At 44.6% G+C, this 13,656-nt stretch carries 11 protein-coding genes and 1 pseudogene; 7 read left to right on the forward strand and 5 right to left on the reverse strand.

The window, feature by feature from the left end; all coding sequences use genetic code 11:
• Genes PV783_RS04395 through PV783_RS04405 form a run of 3 tightly spaced genes read right to left on the reverse strand, consistent with a single transcriptional unit; the run spans nt 1 to nt 2,670 of the window.
• On the reverse strand, nt 1-666 hold the full coding sequence (locus tag PV783_RS04395; protein WP_420987245.1) for a DNA alkylation repair protein: 666 nt from the start codon (nt 664-666) through the stop codon (nt 1-3).
• A 6-nt stretch (nt 667-672) separates the two neighbouring features.
• On the reverse strand, nt 673-1,575 hold the full coding sequence (meaB, locus tag PV783_RS04400; RefSeq protein ID WP_420987246.1) for a methylmalonyl Co-A mutase-associated GTPase MeaB: 903 nt from the start codon (nt 1,573-1,575) through the stop codon (nt 673-675).
• A gap of 48 nt (nt 1,576-1,623) precedes the next feature.
• Nucleotides 1,624-2,670, reverse strand: coding sequence for a glycosyltransferase family 4 protein (locus tag PV783_RS04405; protein ID WP_420987247.1), 1,047 nt, complete (start codon nt 2,668-2,670; stop codon nt 1,624-1,626).
• A gap of 171 nt (nt 2,671-2,841) precedes the next feature.
• On the opposite strand from PV783_RS04405, the gene PV783_RS04410 reads away from it, so the two are divergent.
• The 4 genes from PV783_RS04410 to PV783_RS04425 all read left to right on the forward strand — a co-directional run bounded on the left by PV783_RS04410 (nt 2,842) and on the right by PV783_RS04425 (nt 6,258).
• Nucleotides 2,842-3,477, forward strand: coding sequence for an LON peptidase substrate-binding domain-containing protein (locus PV783_RS04410; protein ID WP_079471736.1), 636 nt, complete (start codon nt 2,842-2,844; stop codon nt 3,475-3,477).
• Nucleotides 3,478-3,647: 170 nt separating this feature from the next.
• The gene (locus PV783_RS04415; protein ID WP_133256123.1) at nt 3,648-4,943 is read left to right on the forward strand and encodes a hypothetical protein; all 1,296 of its coding nucleotides are present in this window, start codon (nt 3,648-3,650) and stop codon (nt 4,941-4,943) included.
• 126 nt (nt 4,944-5,069) lie between these two features.
• Nucleotides 5,070-5,621, forward strand: coding sequence for an LPS export ABC transporter periplasmic protein LptC (gene lptC, locus PV783_RS04420; RefSeq protein ID WP_079471738.1), 552 nt, complete (start codon nt 5,070-5,072; stop codon nt 5,619-5,621).
• A gap of 298 nt (nt 5,622-5,919) precedes the next feature.
• Nucleotides 5,920-6,258 carry a tRNA-binding protein gene (locus PV783_RS04425; RefSeq protein ID WP_079471739.1) on the forward strand — a complete coding sequence of 113 codons (339 nt, stop codon included), beginning with the start codon at nt 5,920-5,922 and terminating at the stop codon, nt 6,256-6,258.
• A 696-nt stretch (nt 6,259-6,954) separates the two neighbouring features.
• Here PV783_RS04425 and PV783_RS04430 read toward each other — a convergent pair.
• Nucleotides 6,955-9,105 (reverse strand): DPP IV N-terminal domain-containing protein, encoded by a 2,151-nt coding sequence (locus tag PV783_RS04430; RefSeq protein WP_420987248.1) that lies wholly within the window; start codon nt 9,103-9,105, stop codon nt 6,955-6,957.
• 293 nt (nt 9,106-9,398) lie between these two features.
• Here PV783_RS04430 and lysS point away from each other — a divergent pair, with 293 nt between their 5' ends.
• The 3 genes from lysS to PV783_RS04445 all read left to right on the forward strand — a co-directional run bounded on the left by lysS (nt 9,399) and on the right by PV783_RS04445 (nt 12,703).
• Entirely contained in the window at nt 9,399-10,913 is a 1,515-nt protein-coding gene (gene lysS / locus PV783_RS04435) for a lysine--tRNA ligase (RefSeq protein WP_079471741.1), read from the forward strand.
• Nucleotides 10,914-11,071: 158 nt separating this feature from the next.
• Nucleotides 11,072-11,905 (forward strand): universal stress protein, encoded by an 834-nt coding sequence (locus PV783_RS04440; RefSeq protein ID WP_420987249.1) that lies wholly within the window; start codon nt 11,072-11,074, stop codon nt 11,903-11,905.
• Between the two features lie 39 nt (nt 11,906-11,944).
• The gene (locus tag PV783_RS04445) at nt 11,945-12,703 is read left to right on the forward strand and encodes a DUF4197 domain-containing protein (RefSeq protein ID WP_079471800.1); all 759 of its coding nucleotides are present in this window, start codon (nt 11,945-11,947) and stop codon (nt 12,701-12,703) included.
• A gap of 515 nt (nt 12,704-13,218) precedes the next feature.
• On the opposite strand, the pseudogene PV783_RS04450 reads toward PV783_RS04445, so the two are convergent.
• Nucleotides 13,219-13,656: pseudogene (locus PV783_RS04450) on the reverse strand (flavin reductase family protein); the annotation flags it as partial.

Here is a 13,656-nt window from a genome sequence, read left to right on the forward strand (position 1 = left end):
CTAAACAATTCTGCGAAGCGCCTCACGCCTGCTGAGTGGTGCGAGTGTATGGCTGTCAACAAATTTGCGTACACTGTTGGGATTTGTTTTGCCATACTCCCGCAATGCCCAGCCAATGGCTTTCTGGATAAAAAATTCTTTGGAGTGGGCGCATTGTTTTACATAATGGTATAACAGCTGCTCGTTGGTATGTTGCTTGTATGCGTTCTGGTGTATAATGGCCGCGCGTTGCAACCACATATTTTCGCTGTTGATCCATTGGTTGGTAATAGCCGGCGATGCTTCGTGAAACTTTTTCAGCCACGGACCTGCGAGGCATGATACTATAGCGTCCACGCTGTCCCACCACGATTTATGAACAATCATGTATTCAAAGAGATGGATATCTTCTGCTCTCCATTCTTTGTTTAACAGTTGCATAAAATCTATAGCAGCATACTGATACTCACGTTCCGGTTTTTTCCATAATGCTTTTACCAGGGCCGGCATTTCGCCGATGGCCGGCAATCCATATCCCGTTTTTAACCCTTTGTTGATAAGGCGGCGCTCCGGCGCAGTAATGCCCAGGTATTCAAACTGGTTGCGCATGTATGCTTTCATAGCAACGGCATTGGCCGGATTGGCCGCCACCAGATATGCATCCGTGATCAGGTTAAGATAGCGCATGTATCCTTAGCTTTTAGTGCCGATATAACGGTAAAGGTTAAACGTTTTTTGTTGCAGCAGTTGCTGTATTTCCTGTTGAAGAATTTGCTTGGAGATATCTTTCATACGCCTGTGCTGTATCAGTTGCCAGGCTTTTTCTGCCAGTAGCAGAACATGTTTTTGTTGCTGATGGGAGATGATGGCATGATGTTTTTCAATGGCTTCAATAATTTCGTGTATGCCTGACTGTTGGGTAGCCACCGATTTGATCACCGGGATTTCCCAGTCGCCACGATGCTTACTATGCGCAAGCAGCCGTAAATTTTTCACAAAGGCATCGGCATTATCCCGGTCTGCTTTATTCACAATAAAAATGTCTGCGATTTCCATTAACCCGGCTTTCATGGTTTGTATTTCGTCGCCGGCTTCCGGAACTACTACCACAACCGTTGTATCTGCCACGCCGGCTATTTCCACTTCACTTTGGCCCACGCCTACGGTTTCTATAAAGAGGTAGTCGAATGCGGCTGCTTTAATAAGGTCGCTTACTTCTATAATTTTAGAGCTTAATCCGCCGAGGGCACCTCTGCTGGCCATAGAGCGGATAAACACGCGCGGGTGGTTGAAGTGTTGGCTCATCCTGATCCGGTCGCCCAGCAAGGCGCCGAAGTTGAACGGGGAAGAAGGATCCACTGCTATGATAGCCACGCTTTTATCCTGTTCCAGTAATTGAGTGATGAGTGCATTCACAAGGGTGCTTTTACCTGCACCGGGAGGACCGGTGATGCCCACCACCTTGGTATGGTCATTCACAGGTATTTGTTCCAGCAGCTGTTCATATCCTGTTGCTTCGTTTTCAACAAGGGAAATGCAACGGGCCAGTGATTTGATATTTCCGTTTAAGAGTCCGGGTATATGCTGCGGGTACATTTTACTGTTTACAGAATTTAAAGAACAAAAATAAGCGGTATTCCCTGTTTACGCGATCAATGACCGGTAAATATTGAGGTATTGTTCCCCTATTTCCTCCCATCTGAAGCTATCAGCGTGCTTTTTAAGGGCAGCCATTGGTTGGGTGGCTTCGTAATGGGCCATCCCTTTATTGAAAACCTCCTGCATGTAGGCAGGGTCAAAATTTTCGAAGTAGTAGGCAAGGTCGCCGCCAATTTCGGGCAGGCTGGTTTTGTCTGAAAGAAATACCGGTTTCCCATAGTGCATGGCCTCTATTACAGGAATGCCAAAGCCTTCTGCGATAGACGGGAAAACAAAAGCGGCGCAATTACTGAAATACCAGTATTTGCTTTTTTCATCTATAGGACCAATGATTTTAACCCTGTCCTGAACGCCGTAGGCGGCTGCTTCCTGCAGGATCTGTTTTTGATAGGTGGTATTCGCATTCCCGGCTATAATCAATTCATAATCAGTGTCTTTTAACAACCGCGGAATAACATGAAAATTTTTCTTCGGTAAGATGGTACCAATTGTAAAAAGAAACGGCCGGGAAGGGCGGTAAAGCGGTTCATTAAATGATGGGAATGATTTTACATCACAGCCATTATAAATAACGCTCAGCGGGGTATCTCCTATTTCAAGATGCTGCAAAACATCTTCTTTTACATAGTTTGAAATAGTAATAAGATGATCGGCTTTGTTGATCATCCGCTGTACTTTTGCCAGCTGGCCCGATATTTTATGTTTGTAATTAGGCTTGTATAAGAAATTGAGATCATGTATAGTTAATACCCGTTTGATATCAGGTGAAGCAGGGATATAGTCGGATAACTGGTAGGTGGTATGCCAGAGCTGAATGTCTTTTGAATAGGGCATCCACAGTTTATGCCATGCTTTTTGTTTGTAATGCGCGTGGTTTGAAAAAAGTGTTTCCTTGTAGGAGGGCAGGTAGAAGTACAACTCCTCGGGAGGAGAGATCAGCTTTGTTAAAGTTTGGCCAAGTTCACTGCAATAAGTATATAGACCGTTATTCGGATATTTCATTCTTTCACAGTCTATCACAAATCTTGGCATGTTAATCAGTTTGAATAATTGTCAGGTATATATTTATATATAACTAAATGCTTAAGCGAAGATATTACAACTTTTTACGAAAAAGCGATAATTATCTTTCGGCCATTTCCAGATAAATTTATCTTCCTGGCGTATATTGGTCGTCAGTCCGATGGCGAATAATTAATACAGATGACGAATTTTATCTCCATATTTCCGCTTGGAATTGTAGTGTATCCGGGAGAGCAGTTAAATCTGCATGTTTTTGAGCCCCGGTACAAGCAATTAATTGCAGCCTGTTTGGCCGAGCAAAAGCCATTTGGTATTCCAGTTGTAATAAATAAAAAAATTATGGAATATGGAACACTCGTCCAAATAAAAAAGGTAGAAAAAATATATGAGAGCGGGGAAATGGACATAATTACCGTCGGAGACAGTGTTTTTCGCATTTTGGAGCATGTTTCCGAGATCCCGGAGAAACTGTACGCCGGCGCCATTGTAAATTACCCGGAGAATAATGAAGCCGGCAATAACCGGTTACTGCAGGAGGTATTGCACGGTGTCCGGGAGTTGCATGCTATTCTCCAGATCCATAAATCGTTTAAAAAAGAAGACAGCCAGCTCAGTTCCTACGATCTGGCGCACCATGCCGGGCTATCGCTGGATGAGGAATATGAAATGCTTCACCTTTTCTACGAAGCGCAGCGACTGGAGTACCTGAAGCGCCATTTACACAAGGTAATTCCCATGATGGCGGAGATGGAAAGGCTGAAAGAGCGGGTTTTATTGAATGGTCACTTCAGGAACTTATCTGCCGACAATTTATAATTTTTATGAAGATGCCCGTCTGACTTGCTTTTCAGGGCATCAAGACCGCAACTTTAACGTGCATTTAACAGGTGGTTTTTTGGATTTTTTTGCTTCCCGCCTTAAAAAGTAGATATTTGCAGACCCATATTTTCACTGGAATAAGGGCTTAAACTCAATTCTGATACTAAATGCATTGGACAAAAGTCAGTATTCTTTGCCTGCTTGGAAGTTTTTTTCTATTGGCAAATAAGGCTATCGCACAGGACAACTCACCATACTCCCGCTACGGATTAGGAGATCTGCATAATAACCAGAACACGGTAAACCGTGGAATGGGAGGCGTTTCTCAGGCTTATAGTGATCCGCAATCAGTCAACTTTATTAATCCGGCCAGCTACTCCAGCCTGCTGCTCACCACATTTGACGTGGGAGTGGAAGGCGGCGCCCGCTCTATTAACGACAAGGGATCAAAATTTAGTTCCGGATTCGGTACCCTCTCTTACCTGCAGCTGGGTATTCCGCTGATTACCAACAAATGGGGCTTGAACCTGGGGCTGCGCCCGGTAACAAGGGTATCCTATAACATCCAGGAATCAGGTAACGGTACTTTCTTTGACACACTGAGGGTTCCACTGACCAGCAAATACGAAGGCAGCGGCGGTCTTTACCAACTATATGCCGGTACTGGTGTGCGTTTTGGCCACTTCAGCGTTGGGGTAAACCTGGGTTATCTTTTTGGCAACATCGAAAACAATACCCGCCTCACCTTCCCGGATCCCACCATGTATGCTTCCCACCGTATGTTCCGTACTACCTACAACAGCTTTTTTTATAAAGTGGGTGTACAGTACAGGGCTAAGCTGAAATCGGATATGGACCTGACATTTGGCGCCTCCGGAAGTTTGAAGCAGAACATGAATGCCCGCCAGGAAATACTTAATGAAACCGTGCAGTTTGATGCATCTTCCAATAACTACGTTACACAGGATACCGTTAAGTATACAAAAGGCGACAGGGGAACTGTGGTATTTCCGCAGGAATTTGGCGCAGGTATCATGCTCCGTAAATTTGATAAATGGATGATCGGGGTAGACTTTAATTCCAGCCAGTGGGAGAATTATAAAAATTTCGGTAACAAAGATTCCCTGCAGAATTCCTGGAAGCTGGCTGTCGGTGGACAGTTTGTACCCAATGCAACTGCACTGAGCGGTTACTGGAACCGGGTAGCGTATCGCCTGGGTGGTTACTACGGAAAAGACTACCTCCAGCTTCAAGGTGTGAATATGCCTACTTTGGGCTTCACAGTAGGTGCTGGTTTGCCTGTGCGCCGCATGCCTTACTCCAACCAGTACAGTATGATCAACCTGGCGTTTGAAGTAGCTCACCGCGGTAATAACGAAACCGTACTGAAAGAAAACATTTACCGTATATCACTGGGCTTTACCCTGAGTGATAAATGGTTTATCAAACGTAAATACGAATAACTTTTTTGCACATATACATGCAGCGGAGATATAAGCTAAGTTTAAATACGGACTACGCTTATATCTCCGCTTCGTTTTAAAGGAAGCTGAAAGCGAATTCCTATCTTTGAAGTATTATCCATTCAAATGATTAAAAGAGCCATTTTATTTTTTATAATAGCCATTGCCGTTAGTAGCTGCGAAAACGATATTGATGCCGTGATGGAGCTGGATTCCAAAAAAGCAGCCACGGAAAACGGGCAGGATATCGTGATCATATTCAGCCAGGGCGGAAAGGTAAATGCAAAATTAATGGGCCCCACTATGGAGCGTGGTTTGGATAAGCCAACCTATGTGGCCTTTAATAACGGGCTGAAAGTGTTTATGTATAATGATAGCCTGGGGCTGGAAAGTACACTATCGGCCAAGAAGGGAAAATTTATGGAAGATGACGGAGACGTATTCCTGTCAGATAGCGTGATTGTAATTAATAAGAAGGGAGAGCGGCTGGATACCAAAGAACTGAACTGGGATCCCAAGAGAAAGATCTTCTACTCTACAAAAGAAGTGTTTATTAAAACGCCTACCGACTCGTTGCATGGATGGGGACTGGAAGCTAACCAGGACTTCAGCGAAAAGAAAATACTAAAGGTTAGTGGTCCTATTACTGTCCAGGACAGCACCGCCGCCCTCAACTGATATCACTAACGTGAATATATACACGAAAGAACCCCACCTCTGCAGGTGGGGTTCTTTCGCTTTAACCTATTTTTTAACCTAAAATTTGGGATAAAAAGTCAATAATTATGCCAGTTTGCCGGGTTTTGCGCATTGTTTACTACCGTTCATAACATTTGAATACAATCATTGTTATGTAGGCATCTTATGATACCAAAACCTCAAATAATGGAATACAGACGACTGCCCCTGTACAAAGCTTTGTTTTAAACTTGCTAACAACAACCGGGATGGCTATATTGGCCGAAAAAATTAGCGCATGGAAACTATCAGCTGGCCCGATTTTGAAAAAGTTGAAATGAGAGTAGGCACTATCCTGGAAGTAAACGATTTTCCCAAAGCCCGTAATCCTTCTTATCAGTTGGTAATAGATTTTGGCCCGGAAACCGGGATCAGGAAATCGTCTGCCCAGATTACCCGTCTTTACCGGAAAGAGGACCTGGTTGGAAAGCAAATTGTGGCGGTGGTGAATTTTCCGCCAAAGCAAATCGCAAACTTTATGTCGGAATGCCTTGTTTTGGGTGCAGTGGGCGATAACAAGGAAATTGTGTTACTTCAGCCGGATATGAAAGTGGTCAACGGGCAACGTATAGCTTAATTGGATTTATAAATAAACCCGGAAAATACTTCTTCTATCTTATTATCAGGTAGTAATAGATATTTAAATTATATAATTCTAAATTTTAATAATATTATTATTAAAATAATATAATAAGACGTTATCCATTATCATCAGTTTACGAACAATAATACATCGTTCACGGAAATGAAACCTATTACTAAAATCGGCAGTATATCTTTGTTCTAGGTTTTTCATAGGATATGGTTAAAATTATTACAAGGGCGGTATTCTTACCAGCCCTTTTTTTTGCTTTTTACCCACCAGACCCCGAAAAAGGGTAAAATAACTGTTTAAACATCTAGTTAGGCTGATAATCAATTTATTGTGGGATTATACTCGCATACCAGCTTATCATGAAGTGTTTTTTGCCCTCATACGTTCACCTTCACTTTTGATACGTTTACCGGATAAAATATATCATTCACTAGAATGGCCATCGCAGTATGATAAAAATCGGCCACCTTTGGTATAGGTTTTTCAATAAAGATATGGTTAAAATTTTTCGGGGCTGTAGTCTTGCAGCCCTGTTTCTTTTTTCTGAAGTCCTATTTTTCCCTCTGCCTTCTCTTCTCCGGTAATTTTCCAAAACTCATTAACAACATTACGGCTTGACATACAGATACAAGCGTATATCTGTATGTCAAGCCGTAATGCTATTTTATAGTGTTGTACTTACTTACTGAACAGTGCAGGATAAGGTTTATCCAGCAGGTTATTATAAATAAACCGGTAAGATTCACCGGAAGAATGCACACTTTTTAAGCCACCCCATCCGTGACGTTCGCCCGGATACAGCATAAATTCAAAATGCTTATTAAGATTTTCCAGTTTATCGATCAGCTGGATGCAGTTCTGCATGTGCACGTTATCATCCATTGTACCGTGTACAATACGGATCAGTCCTTTATATTTATCGGCGTAGGTTATTACTGAAGTAGCCTTGTAACCTTCGGGATTCTCTGCCGGGGTATCCATATAGCGTTCGGTATAGTGGCTGTCGTACAGCTGCCAGTCGGTTACCGCGTAGTTAGCCATGCCATAGTTAAATACATCGGCGCCATAGGTGAGGGCCATGCAGGTCATGTAACCGCCAAAACTGCCGCCGGTCATACATATTTTGCTACTATCGGCCCAGGGCTGGGAACGGAGCCATATAGCGGCGTCCATATAATCCTCTATTTCATGTTTACCCAGCTGGCGGTGAATATAGCTCATGCCCATTTTGCCGAGCTGTCCGCTGCTGCGGTTATCAATAGCCACCTGGATTACACCTTCCTGCGCCCACCACTGTTGTACATTACCATATTTCCAGGTATCATAAACGGTACCGGCATTAGGGCCGCCATAAATGCTGATCAGAATTGGATATTTCTTACCTGGTTCCATATGCAGCGGCATGGTAATAGTGAGTGGAAGTTCCAGTCCGTCGCGGGTTTTGTATGTTTTCAGCGTTGTTTGGGCGAGGTTGTAATCGTTAAAATTTTCTCCTTTGCTGTCGCCAAGTTCCCGCACCAGTTTACCATTATTGTCCAGCAGGGCCATTTTTGAGGGCGTTTGCAGGTTGGAATAAGTAGTAATAAAGTATTTACCTCCAGGCGCCAGTTTGATCACATTATTATAGTTACCGTTGGTTAAACGGGTAAGTGCACCGGTTTTCATGCTCACCTTATACAGGTCGAAACGGGTAGACGCTTCTTTACGGGCGGTGAAGTATACCAGCTGATTCTTATCGTCTATCTGCAGAACTTCTTTCACGGTCCAGTTGCCGGAGGTCAGTTGTTTTTTCAGGGAACCATCCATATTATGGAGGTAGAGGTGCGACCAACCGGTTTTATCGCTTTGCAGCAGGAAACCGTGATTGTTTTGCACAAAAGGAACGGCATCGAACCAATCGATCCAGGTTTTTTGTTTTTCATCATAGATTTCCTTTTTGACGCCGCTTTGAGGGTTGATGCTGTATATTTTCAGGTTGTCCTGCCCGCGGTTCATCCATTGCATCCATAGTTGCTGGCTATCGTCGGTCCAGAAGGGCGTACCAAAATACTGGTCGTCGTTTTCGTTGAAATCGGCCCAAATGGTGGCGCCGCCGGTAACGGGGACCACGCCTACTTTCACAGCTGGGTTGGGATCGCCGGCTTTAGGATAGCGCGTGTTTTCCAGGTATCCGTGCTGGCCTTTCTCGCTATAGATAGGGAATACGGGCACTTTGGTATCGTCAAAGTGCATGTAGGCGATCTGCCTGCTGTTGGGACTCCACCAGAAAGCGCGGTAATGCGTAGGCCGGCCCAGGATTTCTTCATAATATACCCAGGATGCCCAACCATTGTATATTACATCAGAACCATCGGTAGTGTAGCGGGTTTCTTTTTTGGTAGCTACTTCCACGCTGTAGAGGTCATTGTTGCGGGTAAATGCCACATATTTCCCATCCGGCGAAAGGGTTGGATTTTTTTCTTCTGCAGCATCGTTGGTCAGCCGCACGGTGCTGCCATCAGCCGCTTTATAGAACACATCTTTTTCGCGTACTTCTACACTGGGGCCATCTACCGGTGCTGTGTAAATGGTGGCTTTGCCGGTGCGTGCATCTACAGACCATGCCTGCATGCGGCCATTAGCCGCATCAGGGCGCATTTCCAGGTAATGTTCTCCATCAGCCCAGTCGCGGATGGCCGGTAATGGTTTGGTGATATGGGTTGCTTTGCCTTTAAAAGCCTGTTCATAGGTAAGGTCCTGCTTTTGCTGGGCCTTTAAACAGGGGGCAGTCAGCAGCAGTAAGCCTACACTGCTGATAGTGGTTGGTTTTAACCATTGTTCGCTTCTCATCATTTGTAAGATATCAGGTGGTTGTTTTGTTGTCGTTAGCGGACGAAAATAAGCATAACTGAAAAATAGCGCTCACAATTTACACAAACGGGCAGCCCCCGCAAACCGGCAACAGGTCAAATACCACCAGATATGAAAGATTTCCCCGCGACGGTTAATTGGGGCTGCAAATAGCAGTGGAAGCGGTTATCTTTAGTCTGGTTTTCATAGGATATGGTCAAAAAATAAGAGGGCTGTAGTCTTACAGCCCTTTTTACTATTTTTGCACTCCATTAGTGCAATTAAATTACTACATGACACAATTATCTGAGCAAGAGATTATACGCCGGGAAAAATTACAGGAACTGCATAACCTAGGTATAGACCCCTACCCTGCAGCTGAATACCCGGTTAATGATACTTCCGTAAACATAAAAGCCAATTATTCGGAAGAAACAAAGGAACAATTCCAGGAAGTATGCCTGGCAGGCCGTATTATGAGCGTTCGTGATATGGGTAAGGCGGCATTTGCCGTTATCCAGGACAGCGTAGGCCGCATCCAGGTATATATCCGCCGGGACGACATCTGCCCCGGGGAAGATAAATCCATGTACGATACCGTATTCAAGAAACTGCTGGATATCAGCGACTTTATAGGTGTAAAAGGCTACGCCTTTATCACCAAAACCGGTGAAACCTCCATCCATGCAAAGGAAATCACCATTCTGTCCAAATCACTGCGTCCCCTGCCGGTAGTAAAGGCTAAAGAAGGGGAAGTATTTGATGAGGTAACCGATCCGGAATTCAAATACCGTCAGCGTTACGTGGACCTGGTGATTAACCCCGAAGTAAAAGAGGTGTTCATCAAGCGTACCCGGATGATGCAAACGATCCGCGACTTCTATAATAACCTGGGTTACCTGGAAGTAGAAACGCCTATCCTGCAGCCTATCCCCGGCGGTGCTACTGCCCGTCCGTTTGTTACGCACCACAATGCGCTGGATATGCCGCTCTATCTTCGTATAGCCAATGAGTTATACCTGAAACGCCTCATCGTAGGCGGTTTTGAAGGGGTGTACGAGTTTGCAAAAGATTTCCGCAACGAAGGAATGGACCGTACCCATAACCCGGAATTTACCGTAATGGAAATGTACGCAGCCTACAAGGACTATGAGTGGATGATGCGCACCACAGAATCGCTGCTGGAGAAAATTGCCCTCACCTTACATGGCACCACCATTGTACAGGTAGGCGACAAAACCATTGATTTTAAAGCGCCATTCCGCCGGGTGTCTATGTATGAGGCCATACAGGAACATACCGGTTTGGATATTGCCGCTATGGATGAAGCACAGCTGCGCGACGCATGTAAGCAACTGGGTATCCACGTGGACGCCAAGTTCGGCAAAGCCAAACTGATAGATGAGATCTTTGGTGAAAAATGCGAAGGCAATTATATCCAGCCTACTTTCATCACCGATTATCCGGTAGAAATGAGCCCGCTCACCAAGAAGCACCGCAGCAAAGCAGGTTTGGTAGAACGTTTTGAGCTGATGGTAAACGGTAAGGAAATTGCCAATGCCTACAGTGAGCTGAATGATCCTATTGATCAGCGCGAACGTTTTGAAGAACAGGTGAAACTGATGGAACGCGGCGATGATGAAGCCATGTACATCGACTACGATTTCTTACGCGCCCTGGAATATGGTATGCCACCTACCTCCGGTATCGGTATCGGTATCGACCGCTTAACCATGCTAATGACAAACCAGCCATCTATCCAGGATGTACTCTTCTTCCCGCAGATGAAGCCGGAACAACAGAAATAAAATCATCTTAATAAAAATAAAAAGGCGGATGGCTATGGTCATCCGCCTTTTTGTTTTATACAATGTAAATGTGGCATTAAATTTTCATAAAGCGTTCATATACCAATGCACATCGTTAACTTTAAGTAGTGCTTATTAGTATCTTAAAATTAGCCCATATGAAAACAATTTTAGTACCTACTGATTTTTCTGATACCGCTTATAATGCAGCTACCTACGCTATTGCCCTGGGAAACAGTTTAGGGGCTACCCGCATTGTATTGTACCACGCATATGAGCTGATTGTACCTATCCCCGATGTGCCTACCATGATTCCAATGGTAAATCCGGATGATCTGAGAGATGCCAGCCTTGAAGGTCTGGAGAAAATGAAAGCAGAGCTGACGTCCCTCATCCAGGAAGGCACTACGCTGCTGGCCCGTGCAGACAACACTTTGCTGGCCGCCACTATTGAGGATGTATGTAAAAATGAAGAAGTGGACCTGATTGTAATGGGCATTACCGGTGGCAGTAAACTGGAAGAAGTACTGGTTGGTTCCAATACAATTGATGTAGTGAAAAATACGAGCTACCCGGTGCTGATCGTTCCCGGGTCTGCAAAATATAAACCCATAGAAAAGATTGTTTTTGCAGCGGATCTGCGGAAAGTGGCGGAAACCACACCGGTAGAACCACTAAAGAAACTATTGCATATTTTTAACGCGGAACTGCATGTAATCAATATAGATCATGAAAGCAGGCATTTCAGCACCGATACACCTTTTGAAACGCTGATGCTGGATACCCTGCTGGAAGATTTCCACCCGGAGTACCATTTCATCGATAATCCCAATGTAGTAGCGGGAATTGTGGAATTTGCCGAAGAGAATAAAGCAGATCTTATTCTTACAATTCCCAAAAAACACGGATTATTTGAAAGCATCTTCAAGCGCAGCCGTACTTCAAAACTGGCGTATCAAACCCATATACCACTGTTGACTTTACACGAATAATTTATACTTTTGAAAGATATTAATATTTATAATAACACTATGCTTAAACGTTCATTATTGGTACTGCTGGGCTTTTTTAGTCTGCAGGCTACCCAGGCCCAATTCCTGAAGAAGCTGGGTAAACAGCTGGAAACCGCCACAAACAAGAGTAGCAGCACAAGTACCGGTAGTGGTACTTCCCTCGCCGGGTTAACTGAATCTGATGCAGGTTCCGGTATTAAGGAAGCTTTGGCTAAAGGGGTGGCTGCCGGTATTGCAAAGCTGAATAAAAAAGATGGTTTCTTTGGAAGTGATGTATATAAGTTATTACTGCCAGAAGATGCAGTGAAAATTGGTAACACCTTACGGGCTATTGGTTTGGGTAGCCAGGTAGATAAGGCCATCCTGCAAATTAACCGTTCCGCGGAAAAAGCAGTGGGTTATGCCGCTCCTATCTTCGTAGGCGCCATCAAACAAATGACCCTCACCGACGCAGTGAACCTGGTGAAAGGTGGAAACACATCTGCCACCGATTTCTTTAAAAGCAAAACAACCGATTCGCTGAAAACCGCGTTCATGCCGGTGATCAAGAAATCGCTCGACAGCACCAGCGCTACCCGTTATTATGCGGATATCGTAAATAATTATAACAAGCTGCCTACTACCTTCAATAAAGTAAACCCTGATTTACAGGACTACGTAACCACAATGGCCGTAAATGCTTTATTTGACCAGATAGCAAAAGAGGAACTGGCTATTCGCGCCAATCCTGCAGCCAGAACTACCGACCTGCTGAAGAAGGTATTTGGTGCAAAATAATATTACTGATAAAAAAGGAAAGGGGCAGAGATCATCATCTCGGCCCCTTTCCTTTTTTATTTTGCGGCTTAATAGCTGCCGGCCAGTAATACCTGCCATGCTGCGGCTACTTTTCCTTCGTCCAGTAATTTCTTTGCATAGTAGTGCAGTTCTTTTTCCATTTCATCCGGTGTTATGCTGTAATACTGGATAATATTTTTGAGATGATCATCATTAAAGGTGGCATCCACAAAAGGAACTTCATGAACATTGCCCAGTTGCCCCAGGTTGTTACCGGTAAGGATACGGCTATTCCGGATAGCCAACGGTAACGCATCTACGCCGATACCCAGTTTGGTATTGGGTTTGGCTACCTCGAACACGGCATCACCGGAGGCGCGGCAATAATAGTCGCCGCCCATACGGGCTACCAGGTCTATTTTGTGCGGGTCTATTTTGCCGTTGATATCCAGTATGTTTTCGTTGATGTGCAGCATTACCGGTTCGCAGATCACCAGGTTGCCGGCGCCACCGCCCTGCCCTGTTTCAATGATCTCTCTTACAATACACTCCATTTGTACCGGGCTTTCTTTTACCCGGAACGGCTGTACTTTTTCAGATTTCAATGGGGTGAAGCCGGCTTTTTCAAATTCATTTACACCAGCGGGATATTCGCAGCTAGATAGAGATGCCTGCTGCACCATATCATAGCTTACCATGTTGATCACCACTTCTTTGGTGGCGTATACATTTTCCAGTGTATGCTTTACCGTATTATCGCGTACACGCCGCGATGGTGAAAAGATCAGTGTAGGAGGATTGGAGCCAAACACATTAAAGAAGCTGAAGGGCGACAGGTTTGGCTGGCCATCCGCATCAATTGTACTGGCAAAGCAAATGGGGCGGGGTGATACCGCACCCAGGAGGTAAGCATGCAGCTCACTTGTTTTTACCTGTGATGGATCTATCTGCAT

It is taken from the genome of Chitinophaga sp. CC14, assembly GCF_048957795.1.
Taxonomy (GTDB): Bacteria; Bacteroidota; Bacteroidia; order Chitinophagales; family Chitinophagaceae; genus Chitinophaga; species Chitinophaga ginsengisegetis.